Source organism: Streptomyces sp. NPDC043870 (genome assembly GCF_056435785.1).
The window spans coordinates 1-18,784 of sequence record NZ_JBWKDT010000055.1; the positions used below are offsets into that span (position 1 = coordinate 1).

Consider the following 18,784-nt stretch of genomic DNA (forward strand, 5'->3'; position numbering starts at 1 on the left):
TCCCGGAGGACCGGGCGGCCATTCTCCTTGAGCCATCAGCGGCAACCTCGCATCAGCCACACCCGGTCCTCCCGGACCGCCAACATTCTTAAGGAACTTCGCATGGCTGCAGGACCGAACAACCGGTTTCTCGGCAAGTTCCGGGGCCAGGTGGTGAACAACCAGGATCCGCTGAGGATCGGCCGCGTCACGGTCAAGGTGCCGGATGTGCTGGGCGACGAGCCGTCCACGTGGGCCCTGCCCTGCCTCCCGTTCACCGGGCGCGACTCCGGGCACTACGCGGTCCCGGCGGAAGGGGCCGGCGTATGGGTGGAGTTCGAGCAGGGGGATCCGAGCTACCCCATCTGGACGGGGTGTTGGTACGGACACGAGTCCGAGGTGCCGCAGGACGCGCTGGCGGGTCCGCCGACGCACCAGAACGTCGTGATCCAGACCTCCGACAAGCACAAGCTGGTGATGGGAGACGTGCCCGGCGGCAATGGAATCCGGCTCCAGGCCGCAACAGGAGCGTACGTCCAGATCGACGAGAAGGGCGTGACCATCGCCAACGGCCAGGGCGCGTCGATCGCGCTGATCGGCAATGAGGTCAACATCAACGAGGGCCGGTTGATCGTGCCCAAGAAGCCATAGCCAGGAAACGGGGAGAATCGTGTTGTCCGGGAATCTCGTGAACGGCGGTACCTCGATCCGCTGTCCGCACGGCGGCAGTGTCGTGCCCGCCTCCGCCTCGTCGTCCGGCGTGCGGATCGACGGCCATCTCGTGCCGACCGCCGCCGATGTCTTCACTGTCAGCGGCTGCGGGCACACGGTCGACGGAGTGCCGCATCCATGCGCGACCGTGCGCTGGACGCCTGACCGCGGTGGTGTGCTGGTCGACGGCTCGCCGGTGCTGCTCGACACCTCGTCCGCGCTCTGCTTCAGCGCGGCGCTGGTGCCGCAGGGCCCGCCCGTCGTCACGACCGTGGCACGGGGGGTGGCCTCCCGATGAGGATCGTACGCACCGATATCGCCTTTCCGTACCGGACGGACCGGCGCGGGCGCACCGCGCACGCCGCGTACGACGACCATGTGCGGGATCTGGTCGAGCAGTTGCTGTTCACCAGCCCGGGCGAGCGCGTGATGCGCCCCGACTTCGGCTGCGGTCTGCTCGATCTGGTCTTCACGCCCAACAGCCCGGAGCTGGCGTCCGCACTCGAGTTGTCGGTGCAGGCCTCGCTGCAGCGCTGGCTGGGCGAACTGATCGAGGTGGAGGACCTGGACGTGGTGAGCGAGGAGAACGTGGTCCGGGTGTATCTGCGCTATGTGGTGCGCTCCACCGGGAGCCGGCGCGACGAGGTGTTCGAGGGGAGTGGACCGGCGTGAGGGAACCCACCACGGAGTTGGTCTGCCGTACGGACGGCAGGCGGGCGAAGGTACGCGCCGCGCGGCTCGGAGGGGTGGACGCCGTCGAGGTCGGTGACGACGGGCTGACGCTCACGGTCACCTTTCTCGGCAAGGCGCCCGACGGGCTCTGCCCGGAGAACGTGCGTATCGACGGCGGCCGCCGGATCACCGGTATCGAGGCCGTCGAGGTGTCCGTCGAACGCGAGGAGGACCCGGAGCTCGACGACAGGCTCTTCGTCACGCTCGACCGCACCGGGGACACGTCCCGCTACCGGCTCTCCGTCGTCGACACCGATCCGTACGGAAGGCCGGGGACGGAACCCTTCCCCGGCTTCGACCAGCGGTACTTCTCGACCGAGTTCGCCTTCCGTCCCGACTGCCCGACGCCCTTCGACTGCAAGGACGAGCAGCCGGACTGCCCGCCGGCGCAGACCGCCCCCGCGCCCGTCATCGACTACACGGCTCGCGACTACGACACGATCCGCACCCTGATCCTGGACCGGCTGGCGCTGACCACGCCGGGCTGGGTCGAGCGCAATGCCGCCGATCTCGGCACGACGCTCGTCGAGTTGCTCGCCCACACCGCCGACCGGATCAGCTATCAGCAGGACGCGGTCGCCACGGAGGCCTACCTCGACACGGCCCGCCGCCGGGTGTCCGTACGCCGGCATGTGCGGCTCATCGACTATCCGATGCACGACGGGGTCAACGCCCGCGCGTTCGTCACGGTCGAGACCGCGCGGGAACTGACCCTCCTCCCCGGCACGTTCCGCTTCGCGGCGGTGGATGTGCGCAGGCTGGGCCCGCGCGACCGGCCCGAGATCGGCACCGTCGTCGACGAACGCGATCTGGCCGTGCTGGACGAGCGCGGTTCGGTGGAGGTCTTCGAGCCGGTCGTGGCCGAGGAGCCGCTGGTGCTGCGCCCCGCGCACAACAGCATCCGTTTCTGGACCTGGGGCGACGAGGTGTGCTCGCTGCCCAAGGGGGCCACCGCGGCGACGCTGCGGGACGAGTGGGCGGACGAGCAGTGCTCGGTGCGGGCGCTGGAGCTGTCGCCGGGCGATCTGCTGCTGATCGAGGAGGTGCGCGGGGCACGCTCCGGGACGCCCGGCGACGCGGATCCGGCGCATCGGCAGGCCGTACGTCTCGCGTCCGTCACGCCGGTCGTGGACGGGCTGGCCGATCAGCCGGTGCTCGAGGTCACCTGGGCGCAGGAGGACGCGCTCGCCTTCCCCGTGTGTCTCTCCACGCGTGCCGGACGGGGCTGCGAGCCCGTCGAGGACGTCAGCGTGGCGCGCGGCAATGTCGTACTCGTCGACCACGGCCGGTCGCTGACCTTCTGCGGTGCCTCCGCGGACACGGTGACCGTGCCACCAGCGCCGGCTGTCCTCGGGTCCTGCGATCCGTCGGGTTTCGGCTGCTGGGACGGCGACCAGGGCAATGCCGTGGCCGATCTGATCAACGCCCGGCTGGATCAGACGCGGCACGGCCGGCTGCTGACCGCCGATCACGTACGGGAGCTGTTCACCGTCGTCGGCGAGGACGAGACGGCCCGTGCGGGTCTCGGTCTGGAACTCGCGGGCCGGCGGCGCGAGAAGGTCGTCCCAGGCACCGCGTACGAACAGGCCGAGGCGCTCGAGACGCTGCTGGCGCAGGTCGTCTACCCGGGCATCGTCCCGCGCTTCCGGCCGGTGCTGGAGCGCTCTCCCGTCGTCCAGTCCGTGCCCTTCCCCGAGCCACGCCATGTCTCGGCAGGCCAGTCCGGGCGGCTGGCGGCGATCCCGGGCCGGGTCAGGGGGCGTCTGGTGGAGCTGTGGCGCAGCGCGCGCGACTGCGACGGGCTCACCGAGCCGGAGATCACCGAGCTGACGGTGCTGTTCGGGCTTCGGGTGCTGGAGCGCCTGGAGCTGCGCCGTCACCCGGTGCGTGCGCTGCGCGAACTGCTGCACCGCAGTGAGCGGCTGCTGGCCGCGAAGCTGCGCCGGCTCGACGTGCTGACGGCCCGGGCGCGTGCCGGTGCGGTGCTCGACGGGTCCATCGCCTGGGAGATCGCCCACAGTTGGGGTCCCGAGTACGCGGCCGGGCTGCATCCGGGCGAGCCGGTGCTGCGGGGTCCGGCCGCGGCGCTCGTCCAGGATCCGCGGTCCGCGCTGCCGGCGGTCACGGTCGTGGACGGTGGCGGCGACGGCGACGGCGACGGCGACGGGATATGGACGCCGAAGCGCGATCTGCTGGACAGCGGCCCGCGGGACCGTCACTTCGTCGGCGAGCTGGAGGACGACGGGCGGATCGCCCTGCGCTTCGGCGACGGGCGGCACGGCGCGCGCCCGCGGCCGGGCGCACGCCTGGAGCTGCACTACCGGCTCGGCGGCGGTGTCGCGGGCAACGTCGGCGCGGAGGCCATCAACCACCTGGTGCTCTGCCGCGATCCCGAGGCCTCCGACGCCGGGGACCCGATGCCGGTGGCCGGCGTACGCAACCCGCTGCCCGCCGTCGGTGGCACCGAACCCGAACCCCTTGAGCAGGTACGCCAGTTGGCGCCGCTCGACCTGAAGCGCTCCCGGCTGCGTGCCGTCACCGCCGAGGACTACGCGGCGCTCGCGGCACAGCTCCCCGGGGTGCAGCGGGCCGCCGCGGAGATCCGCTGGACCGGCAGTGTGCAGGAGGCGCATGTCGCGGTCGACGCGCTGGGGACCGGTGATCCTTCCCCGGAGCTGCTCGACTCGGTGTCGTACGCCCTGGAGAGCTACCGCCGCATCGGCCACGATCTGGTGGTCGGCCCGGCGCGGCAGGTCCCGCTGGACATCGCGCTCGCGGTGTGCGCCGCGCCCGGCCATCAGCACGGGCAGATCCTCGCCGAGCTGTACCGGCTCCTCGGCAGCCGCCGGCTGCCCGGCGGGCGACTCGGGTTCTTCCACCCTGATGCGCTGACCTTCGGCGAACCGGTGCGGCTGAGCCGACTGGTGGCGGTCGCCGCGTCCGTGCAGGGCGTGCGGAGCGTACGGGTGACCCGGCTGAGCCCGCTGTTCCACAACAGGTCCGCCGACATCACCGGCAGCGAAACAGCCGGAACAGCCGGAACGGGCGACCCGTTCGACACCGATGACACCGCACTGGCGGCAGGCGTGCTGCCGCTCGGCCCGCTGGAGATCGCGCGTTGCGACAACGACCCCGACCGGCCCGAGCTGGGCCGGCTGTCGATCGAGCTCGGTGGAGGTGGCCGATGAGCGGCCCGCGCGACTGCGGTTGCGGCTGTGGCGGCCACGACGAGCGCCATGCGCCCAAGGCCCTGTACAACCCGCCGGGCCGCACGGCCCTGGAGTACCGGGTGGGCGAGTACGGCTCGTTCCTGGCGGCCATGCTGGACCGGCTCGCGTCGCCGGCCTATCCGGCGCTGCGCGGTCTCACCGTCCGCACTCCCGACGACCCGGCGATCGGGCTGCTGGATGCCTGGGCGGTCGTCGGTGACCTGCTGACCTTCCATTCCGAGCGGATCGCGGACGAGGGGTATCTGCGCACCGCCGACGAGCACCGTTCGCTGGCGCTCCTAGGGCGGCTGGTCGGGCACCGGCCGCGGCCCGGTATCGCGGCCGACACCCACCTCGCGTACACCCTGGACCGCGATCCGCGGGCCGAGGACATTCCGGTGCTGATTCCGCGCGGTGCGCGCAGCAACAGCGTGCCCGCCTCCGCCGACGAGGCGTCGCAGACCTTCGAGACCAGCGAGGATCTGACGGCGCGCTGGGCCTGGAACGAACTGGCCGTGCGCCGGCGCCGCCCCGGCCTGCTGACCGCGGACGATCTGCGGCAGCGTTCCGAGATCTACGTCTCCGGCACGGGCACGTCCCTGCAGACCGGGGACAAGCTGCTGTTCGTCTTCGGCGGCGGCCGGGGGACAGGCGACCGGGCGGCGAGCGGACAGGGGACCGGCGCGCAGCGGCTGTTGCTGCCGGTGGCCCGCATCCGGATCGACCGGGACGACGACGTGACGGCGATCGGGCTGCCGCAGTCCGCCCCGAAGTCGCTGACCGAGCTGGTGGCCGAGCTGCGCCAGTGGATCACGGAGGACGCTCCGGACGTGGAGGACGGAGACCCCACTCCGGACAACCCCAATCCGCGTCCGGTCAGCATGCTCATCGAGACGTTCGACGCCCAGGTGCTGGCGCCGCTGCGGGCCGATCTGGACGGGATCACCAGCCCGGCGCAGTTCGCCCGCCGGCTCGCGGACCCGCACGAGCGGCTCGCCGAGGCACAGGCGATCGCCGCTCCGTACGAGGAGGTCGCCGACTGGTTCGAGCAGTTGGAGGCGGTGGTCGGCGAACTGCGGGAACGGGCGGCGGATCTGGAGCCCTCCCAGCCGGCACCGCCGGCTTCCGGCGCCGCAGCGGGCTCAGCGGGCTCAGCGGGCTCGGTGCCGGACTCCGCGGCCATGCGGGCTCTCGGCGCCGTCCTGCCCGCGCTGCGCACCCGTGTCGTGAAGCCCCCGTCGGGGACCGTCCCGCACACCGCGAGCAGTCTCTTCGCACCCGGCTCCGACCTGGGCGCGCAGCTGCTGTCCGCGATCGATCCGCGGGTCGCGGACGGGATGTACGCGGCGTGGCGCGGTGCCGCCGCCGCCGTGCCCGCGCTGCTGCGGGAGCTCCAGGCGATGCGGGTGACGGCCGCGCCGTTCGGGGCGACGGCTCCGCTCAAGCCCGTGCAGGACGAGCGCGGACGGGTGATCCGGCAGACGGACTGGCCGCTCGGCGGCTCCGCGCTGACCACGATGCGGGTCGTGTACGACACGGCGGGCCGGGTGCCGGTGCGTGCCGAGTTCCAGCACATCGAGACCGGCTCCTCGGTGCAGACGTCGGAGAATCTGCCGGCCGAGAAGACCTTCCGGCTGGGCCCCGGTCAGGTGTCGCTGCAGACCCGCGTGGGCCAGGACCACGACCTGAGCTGGCTGACCCGGCGGCCCGCGGACTCGCAGGAGCCCGGGGTGACCGCGCAGTTCACGGACGGGCTGCCCGAGCGGACCCTGTTCGTGTCCCGGCCCGCCGAGGACGGACGGGTCCATGTCGTCGTGCACAACGGCGAGCCGCTCAACTGGCTGCTGGCTCCGGGCGAGCACCGTCAGCAGACCCACGGCGGACTCGAAGTGACGGTGCGGTACACGGCGGCCGGTGAGCCGCCGAATGTCGAGATCGGCATCGCGACCGTACCGGAGCAGGCCAACCGCCATGTCCTGCCGCTCGACTCCGTGCAGGACGGCATCACCGTCGGCAGCTGGGTCGCGATCGAGCGCCCGCGCAAGGGCGCCGAGGGCGGAATCCCCGGCGACGGGAAGCTCGCGTTCGTGACCACGCGCGTGACCGCCGTTCGCCCCGCCGCGTACACCGACTTCGGCATCACGGGGCGCGGCACCGAGCTCACCCTCGCCGACGCCTGGCTGGACGAGCACGATGTGCTGCTGTCCACGATCCGGGACACCACCGTGCACGCGGGCGGCGAGGCGCTGCGCCTGGCCGACGAGCCGCTGGGCGAGGACGTCCACGGCAATGAGATCGAACTGGCCCACCTGTACGACGGGCTGCGGCCGGGCCGCCGTCTGATCGTGTCGGGCGAGCGCACCGACATCCCGAACACGACGGGCGTGCGCGGCACCGAACCGGCGGTGATCGCCGCGGTGGAGCAGCATCTCGATCCGCTGCTGCCCGGTGACCACGTCCACACGCGGCTGACGCTGACCGCGGATCTGGCCTACCGCTACCGCCGTGACACCGTGCGCGTCCAGGGCAACGTGGTCCCGGCGACGCACGGCGAGAGCCGCGACGAGCCGATCGGCAGCGGAGACGCGGGCCGGACCAACCAGACGTTCACGCTCTGGCAGTCACCGCTGACCTGGCTGCCCGCCGACAATCCTCTGGGTGCGACGCCCACGCTGGAGATACGGGTCGACGGGCTGCTGTGGCACGAGGTCGACAGCCTGGCCGGGCGCGGCCCGCGGGAGCGGGTGTACGTGTCGGGCACGACCGCGGACGGGCGCACCACCGTGACCTTCGGCGACGGGGTGCACGGCGCGCGGCTGCCCACCGGGCAGGAGAACGTCCGGGCCCGGTACCGCTTCGGCACCGGCCGGGCCGCCAATGTCGCGGCGGACCGTATCACCCAGGCGGTGACCCGGCCGCTGGGCGTCACGGCGGTCACCAATCCGCAGCCCGCCACAGGCGGTGCGGACGCCGACGGCCGCGGGCTGACCCGGCGCACCATCCCGCTCGCGGTCTCCGCGCTCGACCGGCTCGTGTCCGTGAAGGACTACGAGGACTTCGCCCGTTCGCGGGCGGGCATCGGCCGGGCCTCGGCACGCGAGATCTTCGACGGGCGACGCCGGGTGCTGCATGTGACGGTCGCGGGCGTGGACGACATCGCGATCGGCGCCGACTCGGAGGTGCTGCGCGCGCTGCGCTCCGCGCTCGCGCAGTACGGCGACTCGCGGCTGCCGGTCCGGGTGGATGTGCGTGAGCTGGTGCTGTTGCTGCTCTCGGCGCGGGTGAAGGTGGCCCGCGACCACACCTGGACGGTCGTCGAGCCACGGCTGCGGCAGGCGTTGCTGCGCGAATTCGGCAGCGGCCAACGGGAGTTGGGTGCTCCGGCACGGCTCTCGGAGGTCATGGCGACCGCGCATTCGGTGCCGGGCGTGGACTACGTGGACGTGGACGTGTTCACCGGAGTTCCGGCGTCCGTCACCCCGAGCGAGCTCATCGGGCTCGCCGGATCGCTCGCCGAGCCGCGCACCACGGTCCCGGCCAGGGCGGCCGAGTACGACGAGGACGTGCACCGGGTCACCGCCGACGGCGGGGAGACGCTCACGGAGATCGCCGCCCGGTACGGCATCCCGCCGGCCGAACTGCTGCGGCTCAACCCGGACATCACCGATACCCGCCGGCTGGAGAAGGGCCGGGCGGTCTTCGTCTTCCGGGGCATCCGGCCGGCGCAGCTCGCTCTGCTGTCGCCGCATGTCACGGACACGCTGATTCTGACGGAGGTCACCGACCGGTGAGCGACGACCGTGACACCAGCCGCTACCGCGGCGGGGCGGCCGCCGGGCCGCAGACAACCGCGACAGGCGCACCGCCGCGCCGCGCGGGCGGAGAAGGGAACGAAAAGATGCAGGGCAGGGAACCCGACGGCCTCGCGGAGCTGCTCCCGCAGTGGCACCGACTGCGCGACGCCGAGGGCGGAGAGCCGCTGCGCGCACTGCTCGCGGTGATCGCCGAGCAGGTCGACCGGGTGCGGGACGGGGTCGAGCAGAGCTACGAGGACTGGTTCGTGGAGACGGCGGCGCCCTGGGTGCTTCCGTATCTCGGTGATCTGGTCGGCTATACCCCGCTGCCCGGCTATGAGCGGGTGCAGGCGGAGGGCCTGACGGGCCTCGACGGCGAGGACGGCGACGATTCGCGCGCCCGGCTCGCCGAGGCGCTGGCACCGCGCCGCGACGTCGCCGCGACCGTCGCCAACCGGCGGCGCAAGGGCACGCTGGCGCTGCTGGAGGAGCTTGCCGAGTCGGTCGCCGGATGGCCTTCGCGGGCCGTGGAGTTCTCCCGGCTCGTGGCCCATCAGCAGCCGGTCAAGCTGTACGGATCGGGCACCGAGGCCGTCAACGCGCGGCGGCGGGAGCGGGGCCGGCTCGTCGACGTGCGGGAAGGCGCGGCTCTGGACCTGGCGGGCGGCCCGTTCGGCTGGGTCGCGCAGTCCGTGAACGTGCGCCGGGCCGGATCGGTCCGCACGCAGGGAGGCTACTCCCCCGCCGGCGTCGGGCTGTTCGTGTGGCGGCTGAAGCCGTACCACGTGACCCGCGCGCCCGCGTACTGCATCGACCGGGCCCGCAATCTCTACACCTTCTCGATTCTCGGCAACGACAGCCCCCTGGTGACCAGGCCCGTGCCCGAGCCGTCGGCCACACACATCGCGACGATCGACAACGTCCCCGCGTACATCCGCCGCCGGCAGCTCGCCGACCGGCTCGCGGACTACTACGGGCCCGGCAAGTCCTTCACGATCTGGCGTGACGGCCAGGACGAGCCGGTGCCGATGTCGGATCTCGTGGTGGCGGATCTGACGGACTGGCGCTACCGCCCGAAGCGCGGGCAGGTCGCCGTCGATCCGGCGCTCGGCCGGATCGCCTTCGGGTCGCGCTCGGCGCCGCGGCAGGGCGTGTGGGTCACCTACCACTACGCGTTCTCGGACGACATGGGCGGCGGAGAGTACCCGCGCGACCGTGAGACGCCGACGGCCGCGAAGGTCTACCGGGTCGGCCCGGACCAGTCCTACCAGCGGATCATGGACGCGTACGGCGACTGGCGGACCGACCGGCGGGCCGGGCGCTGCGGCCCCGACGGCATCATCGAGATCACGCACAGCGGCGCCTACCAGGAGCAGCTGGACTTCGATCTGGATCCCGGCGACCGGCTGGAGCTGCGGGCGGCCGAGGGGACGCGGCCGGTGATCCGGCTGCTCGACTGGTACAGCAACCGGCCCGACGCGCTCAACATCCGTGCCCAGGAGGAGTGTGCGCACGACGCTCCGCGGATCGTGCTGGACGGTCTGCTGATCACCGGGCGCGGCCTCAATGTCACCGGGCCGGTGGGCGCGGTGGTGCTGCGGCACTGCACGCTCGTTCCGGGCTGGTCGCTGGAGCCGGAGTGCGACCCGCACTCGCCGGAGGAGCCGAGCCTGGTGCTCGACCGGACCACCGCGTGCGTCAGCGTCGAGCGCAGCATCCTCGGCACGATCGAGGTGATCGGCGACGAGGTGGGGCACGACCCGCTGGAGATCCACATCCGCGACAGCATCCTGGACGCGACCGCCCACGACCGGGCGGCGCTGTCCGCCCCGGACTGCCGCCACGCGCACGCCGTGCTGCACGCGCACCGTACGACCGTCATCGGCGAGGTCCACACCCATGCGGTGCAGATCGCCGAGAACAGCATCTTCACCGGGCGGCTGCACGTGGCCCGGCGGGGCATCGGCTGTGTGCGGTTCTCGTACGTGCCGCCGGGCTCGCGCACTCCGCGGCGGCACCGCTGCCGGCCGGATCCGGCGGGCCACGAGACCAGCCGGTCGGTGCGCCCGCTGTTCACCGGCGAGCGGTACGGCACGCCCGCGTACGGGCAGTTGGCCCAGGGCTGCGCCGAGGAGATCGGGCGGGGCGCGGAGGACGCCTCCGAGATGGGCGCCTTCCACGATCTGTACCAGCCACAGCGCATGGACAGCTTGCGGGCCCGGCTCGCCGAGTACACCCCGGCCGGTACGGACGCCGGGATCGTCCCCGTCACCTGATCCCCGTCACCTGATCCCCGTCACCGATCCCGCCACCTCGTCGCCGCCGTGCGACACGACTTCTCAACCGTTCGCCGAACTTCCGAGGGGGACCCCTTCCCATGCACGCAGACATCTCCCGCATCACCTTCCGGCCGGACCGGCACTATTCGGCGGTGATCGCACAGCAGGGCCGCGTCCAGCTCGACGCGGACGCCAACGAACAGGCCGCGATCCAGCTGGCCCAGGCCCGTACCGTCGCCGCGGATCTGATCGGGCAGCACGGCGGCCCGGCCGGCGCGACCGGCTTCGCGGTGGGCTTCGACGGCCGCGGCCAGGAGCTCGACGATCTGACCATCGGGGGCGGTCGTTACTACGTGGACGGCATCCTGCTGGACGCCACGCGTCCGCGCCCCGGCACACCGGTCCCCGACGACGGGCATGCGGCCGGCAAGGGCGACGAGAGCGACAAGGGTGACAAGGACGCCCCGGCGGCGCCGGCCGCGGCGGCGACCTGGACGTACTGGGACCAGCCCGACGGTTACCGGGACCCGGAGCGCCCCGGTGACCGGCTGCCCGCCGAGCGCCCGTATCTGGCCTATGTGAAGGTGTGGGAGCGCTCGGTCACGGCTGCCGAGGACCCGCTGCTGCGGGAGGTGGCGCTGGGGTCCGCGATGCCCGACACGGCGGCGAGGCTGAAGGTCGTCTGGCAGGTGCTTCCGCTGGCGGGCTCGCAGCTGGAGCTGGCGGACGGGGCGGACAGCGACAAGGCCGGCATCCGTGCGGCGTTCGCCGAGTGGGCGGCGGCGCAGGCCCCGACCGCGCGGATGGCGGCGCGCAGCGAGCGCCCGGACCACGCGGACGAGGACCCGTGCCTGGTCAAGCCGGACGCCCGCTACCGGGGCCCGGAGAACCAGCTGTACCGCGTGGAGATCCATGAGGGCGGCACGGCGCAGGAAGCGACGTTCAAGTGGTCCCGGGAGAACGGCTCGGTGACCTTCGCCGTCGACGGACTCGACGGCACCTGGGCGGAGCTGGCGTCGCTGGGCAGCGACGACAAGCTCGATCTGAACGTCGGCGACTGGGTCGAGTTGACGGACACGGCCTACGTCAGCCGCGGCGAACCGCTGCCGCTGCTGCGGGTGGAGGAGGTCGATCTGCCGGGGCGGCGGGTGCGGCTGTCCGCCGAGCCGCACCCGTCAGTGGGACGGCGTCCCGGACTGCACCCGTTCCTGCGGCGCTGGGACCACCGCTCGGGCTCCCGGCACACCGGCGGTTCGAAGGCTGCGAAGCAGGGTGCGCCGAAGCCGCGGGGTGGCGCGCTGCGGATCGAGGAAGGCGGCTGGCTGCCGCTGGAGGACGGCGTACAGGTGTACTTCGAGCCGGGCAGGACGTACCGCTCGGGCGACTTCTGGATCGTCGCCGCGCGTACGGCGACGGGCGACGTCGAGTGGCCCACGGACGCTGCCCGCCGTCCGCTGCTCCGGTCCCCCGGCGGGATCCAGGTCCATTACGCGCCGCTGGCCTGGGTGTTCGGCGAGGGTTCGGTGTCCGATCTGCGGCTGGCGTTCGGTCCGCTGGCGGGCCCGATCCCCGCGGCGAACGAGGCGGAACTGGCCGCGGAGGCCGCGGCCGAGGCGGAGGCGACGGCCGCCGAGACCGCCGCTGCGGCCGGTTCACCGGCGCGGACGGACGGCCGGGACGGCCAGGGACAGCCCGAGAACTGACGTACCACCTGGGAAAGGAACACCACCATGGCAACGCCTCTGTCCGCCGCCACATTCCTCAAGGTCCTGCGTGCCGAAGGTCTGCAGGTCGTCGAACACCGGAGCTGGCGTACGCACAACCGCAACCACAAGGGCCCGTGGGGGCCCATGCACGGGGTGATGATCCATCACACCGTGACCTCGGGCACCCAGAACTCCGTGGACATCTGCTACAACGGCCATTCGAGCCTGCCCGGTCCGCTGTGCCACGGTGTGATCGCCAAGGACGGCTCGGTCCATCTGGTCGGTTACGGACGGGCCAACCACGCGGGGCTCGGCGACGACGACGTCCTGCGCGCCGTGATCAACGAGACGGCGCTGCCCGCCGACAACGAGGCCAACACCGACGGCAATCGCTACTTCTACGGCTTCGAGTGCGTCAACCTCGGTAACGGCAGCGACCCATGGCCTGCTGCCCAGCTGGAGGCGATCGAGAAGGCGGCGGCCGCGATCTGCCGCGCGCACGGCTGGTCGCACCGCTCGGTGATCGGGCACAAGGAGTGGCAGCCGGGGAAGATCGATCCCCGCGGTTTCACGATGGACTCGATGCGGAGCCGTATCCGGGAGCGCCTCGGCGGCAAGCCGGACGGCCCGGCGAAACCGCCGGCGCCGAAGCCCCCGGCGACGTACGAGCCGTTCCCCGGTGCCGCGTTCTTCGCCGCGGGCCGGAACAGCGCGATCATCACGGCGATGGGCAAGCGGCTGGTGGCGGAGGGGTGCGGGCGGTACGAGGTCGGCCCCGGCCCGGCCTGGGGGGAGGCCGACCGCAAGTCGTACGCCGCCTGGCAGCACAAGCTCGGCTACTCGGGCAGCGACGCCGACGGCATCCCGGGAAAGACGAGCTGGGACAAGCTGAAGGTGCCTAACGTCTGACCCGGGGTCGTGACGACTCCGGCCGGGCGGCCCGGCTCCAGGGCCGCCCGGCCGGTTCACGGCATGCCGCCCACTCGGTCACAGCGGGGGCAAGGCCTGTTCGGACCAGACCGTTTTGCCCTCACGGGTGTAGCGGCTGCCCCAGCGGCGCGAGAGCTGGGCGACGAGGTACAGGCCGCGGCCGCCCTCCTCGGAGGTCCTGGCGCGGCGCATCCTCGGCTGGGTGTTGCTGGGGTCGGACACTTCGCAGGTGAGGGCGCCGGCGCGGATGAGCCGGAGCCGGACGGGGCCGCCTGCGTACCGGATGGCGTTGGTGACCAGCTCGCTGGCGATGAGTTCCGTGGTGAACGCCAGTTCGTCGAGGTCCCACCGGCTCAGCTGGTCCACGACGAGATGGCGCGCGTCACCGACGACCGAGGGGTCGGCGTCGAGCTGCCACGTGGCGCTGGAGTCGTCCGGTACCGCCCGTGCGCGGGCGAGGAGCAGCGTGACATCGTCCTTCAGCCGCCCCGGCGGCAGACCGGCGACGATGTCGTGCCGGGCGTCGCGCAGGGGCCGGCCGATCACGTCCGCGCGCACGAGGCGGTGCGCCAGGTCCCTCATGCCCTCGTCGATGTCGCCCTCCCCGCGTTCGATCAAGCCGTCGGTGTACATGGCCAGGACGCTGCCCGGTGGCAGCTGGGCCTCCGCCGGTTCGAAGGGCCAGCCGCCCACGCCCAGGGGAGGGCCGGGGCTGAGTTCGACGTACTGCACCGTGCCGTCCGGAGCGACGACGGCCGGCGGCGGGTGTCCCGCACTCGCCATGACGCACTGCCGCGTCAACGGGTCGTAGACGGCATACAGGCAGGTGGCGCCGGCGGGTCCGGGGGGCTGCACGAGAGTCTCTCCGCCGTCGCCCGCCTCGCCGCTCTCGGCCTCCGCGGCGACCTGCAGGACCAGGTCGTCCACGTGTACCAGCAGCTCGTCGGGTTCCAGTTCGAGATCGGCCAGTGCGCGCACGGCGCTGCGCAGACGCCCCATCATGGCCGTGGCGTGCAGGCCGTGACCGGCGACGTCGCCGACCACCAGAGCCACGCGGGCCGAGGACAGCGGGACGACGTCGAACCAGTCGCCGCCCACGCCGCTGTCGGCGTCGGCGGGCAGATAGACGCTGGCAGCCTCCAGCGCGGGCGTCTCCGACGTCGCCGGAGGGAGGAGGCTGCGCTGCAGGCCCACGGCCATCCGGCGCTCCTTGGTGTACCGGCGGGCGTTGTCCACGGCCAGCGCGGCACGGGCGGCGATCTCTTCCAGGAGTGCCAGATCGTCCTCGTCCAGCGGAGGGCTGTCCCCCGTGCGCCACAGCGTGAGCCGGCCGAGCATGACTCCCCGTGCCCGGAGCGGCGCGCTCATCGCGGAATGGGCGCCGGGGAGCGCGGTGGCCCACTCCGGGGGTGCGCCGTCCTCCGTCTCGGCCGCGTGTCCGTCGAGCCCTGTGATCAGTACGCCCTGAGACTGCCGCACCGGACCGGGCGGCTCTTCCTCGGCGGCCGGGGCGGAGTCGGCCGGGGCCGCGGACGGGGCCTCGACCTGGGCCGTGCCCGTCCGCAGCACACCGGCTTCCGCTCCCGCCACGGCCGTCCGGAGCAGAACGAGCGGATGACGTCCGTCGGCGGCCGGCTCGCCACCGGTCAGCACGGTCTCCGCAAGATCCACCGCGGCAGAGTCACCGAGCGCGGGCGCCAGGACACCCGCCATGTCCTCGATGGTGCGCAGGACGGACAGGGAACCGCTCAGTGCCGTGGTGGCGCGGTACAGCAGGTCCAGTCGGCCACGGGCCCGTTCGTGGTCGGTGACGTCGGTGAACACCGCCGCCACACCCATCGGATGTCCTTCGGACTCCTGGAGGCGGAATGCCTGGATGGCCAGGATCCGGCCGCCTCTGGGGTCTTCCAGGGTGCGCACGAAGGCGTTGAAGCCGGTCAGCGGGTTACCGGTGCGCAGCACTTCTCGTAGCGGGTCCTCGATGGCGCGCGCGTCCTCGGCGTACAGGAAGTCAGCCAGACGATGGCCGCTCAATGCGGCGGGCACCCCGGTGTACGGCAGCAGATGGGTGTTCGTACGCAGCAGACGCAGGCTCGCGTCGAACACGGCCAGCCCCACCCGTCCTTGCAGGAACAGCTCCTGGGTGAAGGCACGGTCCTGGCGCCACTGCGCGACCAGCTCGGTGGGGGCGCAGAGTACGAGACAGCGCGCCGCGCCCTCGTGGCCGCCGTCGTTCAGCAGAAGGACACGGAAACCGACCTTCAGGTCACGTCCGGACCCGTGCCGCAGGGTGGCCCGGCCGTCCCACCCGTCCCGCGCCGACGGATCCCTCTGCACCAGGACCGCGTCCCAGCTGTTCACGTCCGCCAGGAGATCGCGCACCGGCCGGCCGCACACATCGCTGGACGGCAGCTCCAGGAGAGCTTCGGCTGCCGCCGTCCAGGCCACGACCGTCCCGGCATCGTCCAGCAGGGCCGCGGCCGTGTTGATGGCGAAGGGGTAGTCCTGGCTGTCGTCGATGGCGCCCATGCGGGTTCGTCCCGTCCGCTGTTCCGGCCGTTCTCATGATCCTCCATGCCCGGAACGGAGGCCAGGCGCACTACGCCGTACGCAGCCCCGTACGCATCCTCGTACGCGTCCCCGTTCAGTAGATGTGCAGCGCCGGTCCGCACAGTCCGAGGCCCCCGGCGGCGGCTCGGCGCCAGACGCGGAGGGGGCCGTCGATGATGTTCTCCTCGTCCTTCGTGCAGTCCAGCCAGTCCTGGCAGTCGGCTTCGGTCACCGACTCCCTGCGGTGCGTTCCAGCCGGTCCTGGGCCTTCTGGCCGGCCTGAGGTCGCAGAGTTCTCGCGAGGAGCATCGCCACATCGTCCTCGGCCGCCGTGGGCAGCAGCCGGCCGAGGATTTCGTCGCAGATCTCCTCCAGCGGGTGGCCGAGGTGCGCCAGCGCCTCGGCGAGCTGGCCCATGCCCTGGTCGAGGTCTCTGTCGCGGGCCTCGATGAGGCCGTCGGTGTAGAGCACCAGCAGGCTGCCCGGGGGCAGCGGCACCTGCTCGGTCCGGAAGTCCTGTCCGCCCGTTCCCAGGGGCGTGCCCGAGGAGCCGTCGAGGAACGCGGTCGTCCCCCGGGCGTCGACCATGGCCGGTGGTGGATGGCCGGCCCTGGCGATCACGCAGCCGCCGGCGGCCGGGTCGTGGACCGCGTACACGCACGTGGCCATTTCGTTCTCCCCCAGGTCGGCCACGGCCGCGTCCAGGGAGCGGAGCATCCGGGCCGGGGGGATGTCGTGCCGTGCCAGCGTGCGCACCGCGGTGCGCAGCTGGCCCATGACGGCCGCCGCATGGATTCCGTGCCCCATGACGTCACCGATGACCAGCCCGGTTCTGCCGCCGGGGAGGGTGATGACGTCGAACCAGTCGCCGCCGACCTCGTGGTCGCTGGCCGGGAGGTACCGCCCGGTGAGTTCCAGGCCGGTCACTTCGGGCAGCGCGTTGTTCGTGAGGCTGCGCTGCAGGGTGAGGGCCGCCTCACGCTGGCTGGTGTACATGCGCGCGTTGTCGATGTGCAGTGCCGCACGGGCGACCAGGTCGTCGATGAGCACCCGGTCCTGTTCGTCGAACGGTTCACGGTCGCGGGTGCGTGTCAGTACCACTGTGCCGAGGACGGTGCCGCGGGCGACCAGCGGGACCAGGCGGGCGCAGCCGGTGGTGGCACCGAAGTACGTACGCAGCGGCTCGCCCTGCGGACCGGGGAACAGCGTCGGGAGATCGCTCCGGTAGAGGTTCATGGGGCGCCCCTCGGCGATGACCCGTTCGTACACCGAGCCGAGCGGGACCTGGTAGGTCGTGCCCACACCCAGCTGCGCGGTGGGGGAATCCGGATCGGGGAACACGGCCGCCATCCGGCGCAGGACCCCCTGGCAGGACGCGGCGGGCTCATCCGGGCCGAGCACTTCCTCCAGGAGCTGTACGTCGGCCGAGTCGGCCACTCGGGGCACCAGCATCTGCACGACTTCTCCGGCGGTCTGCCGCAGATCCAGGGTCGTCCCGATGCGCGCGCCGGCCTCGGCCAGCAGGGCGAAGCGCCGCTGGGCCCGCTCGGCCTGGACCTGCGCCTCCTGCTGATCGGTGATGTCGATCAGGGAGGCGACGAGGCCCAGGCTCCGCCCGCCGCCGTCGAGCAGCGGGGCGAAGGAGCAGGACCACATCCGGTCGTGATCGGGATCGGCCGGCGTACGACCGGTGCCCCGCTCGTCGACCACCGCCTCACCGCGCTTCAGGACCTCTCGCATCAGCGTCTCGAGGGCCTCGGCGTTGACCCCCGGCACCACCTCGGTGGGCCGCTTGCCGAGGTGCCGGGCCGCGGGGACGCCGTTCATACGCGCCAGCGCGTCGTTGACCCTCAGATAGCGCAGATCGGGCCCGAGCATGGCCAGCCCGACGGGTGACTGGGTGAAGAGGCCTTCCAGGGCCGCCAGTGAATCCCGCATGCGCAGTACCGCGGACGTCTCCACGGCGATGACCATGACGCCCGTCTCCCCCTGCGGATCCCCGGAGGGGCAGATCCACATCTCCATCTGCACGAAGTGTCCGTCGCGGTGGCGGACCGGGAGCGTCCCGATCACCGCCTCACCCGCCAGGACCCGCTCCGCGAGCTCCTCGGCCAGCTCCCAGTTGGCCTCGGGCACCAGAGCCGGGAGGGCGTGGCGGCCGAGCACCTCTTCCGGCAGGTGGCCCAGCAGGTCCTGGGCGGCGAGCGACCACTCCACGAGGAGCCCCTGCGCATCGGTCCTCCACAGCGCGATCGGAAGCAGATCGCGGAGCACTCCCGCGTACCCGACCGCCGTCAGGGGCTGGTCCGGCACATTGCCAGCCGGCTCGTGTGTGTCCAACGCATCGACCTAACCCCGGGGAGCGTGGGGCGCTCCGCCTGCCGGGCATTCTTGGCGCTCTTCCGGCCGAGCGCTGCGGGCACACGGCGAGTGCAGCACTTCGGCGCAATTCATACGAAATCACACTAACCGAGGCGTGGATGCGGGGCGGCCGGTGGCTGTCCCCCCTGCCCCCGCCGGGGCCGGCGCGGCAGGGGCGGATGCCTTGTCATGGCCGCTGCACCCGGTCGCCCGGTCGCCGTCTCCGCCACGTGCCACGAGTACGCACGTGCGACGAGTACGACGGAGTGGGGGCCGCGACCGCCACAGCCGCGGCACCGGTCGCCCCCATCCCTCAACCACCCCGCCCGGCGAAGCGTCTGGATTCGCGTGGGCGGCACCCTGCGTCGATGCCCCGCCCCGGCGTGGACGTAGCCTGATGCCTCCCCGGGGGGGGGGGGGGGGGGGGGGGGGGGGGGGGGGGAGAGGGGAGGGGGGGGGGGGGGGGGGGGGGGGGGGGCAGAAAACCCCCCCCCCCCCCCACAGCCGCTCGGTCCTTCGGCACAACAGAAAGG

Annotated in this window: 11 protein-coding genes; 8 read left to right on the forward strand and 3 right to left on the reverse strand. The window is 72.5% G+C overall.

Annotation, left to right across the window (positions count from 1 at the left end):
* The first annotated feature begins 102 nt into the window (after positions 1-102).
* The 8 genes from AC0699_RS35550 to AC0699_RS35585 all read left to right on the forward strand — a co-directional run bounded on the left by AC0699_RS35550 (position 103) and on the right by AC0699_RS35585 (position 13,319).
* Positions 103-630, forward strand: coding sequence for a phage baseplate assembly protein V (locus AC0699_RS35550; protein WP_469769886.1), 528 nt, complete (start codon positions 103-105; stop codon positions 628-630).
* Between the two features lie 19 nt (positions 631-649).
* A complete protein-coding gene (locus AC0699_RS35555; RefSeq protein ID WP_478669007.1) occupies positions 650-988 on the forward strand; it encodes a hypothetical protein in 339 nt (112 codons plus the stop codon).
* On the forward strand, positions 985-1,362 hold the full coding sequence (locus AC0699_RS35560) for a GPW/gp25 family protein (protein ID WP_478669010.1): 378 nt from the start codon (positions 985-987) through the stop codon (positions 1,360-1,362). Before AC0699_RS35555 ends, AC0699_RS35560 begins: the two co-directional genes overlap by 4 nt.
* Positions 1,359-4,610 carry a putative baseplate assembly protein gene (locus tag AC0699_RS35565; protein WP_478669014.1) on the forward strand — a complete coding sequence of 1,084 codons (3,252 nt, stop codon included), beginning with the start codon at positions 1,359-1,361 and terminating at the stop codon, positions 4,608-4,610. The genes AC0699_RS35560 and AC0699_RS35565 overlap by 4 nt, the downstream gene beginning before the upstream one ends.
* Complete coding sequence (locus tag AC0699_RS35570) at positions 4,607-8,422, forward strand: putative baseplate assembly protein (protein WP_478669018.1); 3,816 nt, start codon at positions 4,607-4,609, stop codon at positions 8,420-8,422. The genes AC0699_RS35565 and AC0699_RS35570 overlap by 4 nt, the downstream gene beginning before the upstream one ends.
* A gap of 107 nt (positions 8,423-8,529) precedes the next feature.
* On the forward strand, positions 8,530-10,701 hold the full coding sequence (locus AC0699_RS35575) for a hypothetical protein (protein WP_478669090.1): 2,172 nt from the start codon (positions 8,530-8,532) through the stop codon (positions 10,699-10,701).
* 101 nt (positions 10,702-10,802) lie between these two features.
* Entirely contained in the window at positions 10,803-12,407 is a 1,605-nt protein-coding gene (locus tag AC0699_RS35580) for a DUF6519 domain-containing protein (RefSeq protein ID WP_478669022.1), read from the forward strand.
* Between the two features lie 27 nt (positions 12,408-12,434).
* On the forward strand, positions 12,435-13,319 hold the full coding sequence (locus AC0699_RS35585; RefSeq protein WP_478669025.1) for a peptidoglycan-binding protein: 885 nt from the start codon (positions 12,435-12,437) through the stop codon (positions 13,317-13,319).
* 78 nt (positions 13,320-13,397) lie between these two features.
* On the opposite strand, the gene AC0699_RS35590 is transcribed toward AC0699_RS35585, so the two are convergent.
* From AC0699_RS35590 to AC0699_RS35600, 3 genes are all read right to left on the reverse strand, one after another.
* Positions 13,398-15,869: an ATP-binding SpoIIE family protein phosphatase gene (locus AC0699_RS35590; RefSeq protein WP_478669030.1), complete on the reverse strand. Its 2,472-nt coding sequence runs from the start codon at positions 15,867-15,869 to the stop codon at positions 13,398-13,400.
* 115 nt (positions 15,870-15,984) lie between these two features.
* Positions 15,985-16,122, reverse strand: coding sequence for a hypothetical protein (locus tag AC0699_RS35595; RefSeq protein WP_478669034.1), 138 nt, complete (start codon positions 16,120-16,122; stop codon positions 15,985-15,987).
* Entirely contained in the window at positions 16,119-18,203 is a 2,085-nt protein-coding gene (locus AC0699_RS35600; RefSeq protein ID WP_478669038.1) for a SpoIIE family protein phosphatase, read from the reverse strand. Before AC0699_RS35600 ends, AC0699_RS35595 begins: the two co-directional genes overlap by 4 nt.
* Positions 18,204-18,784: the final 581 nt, after the last annotated feature.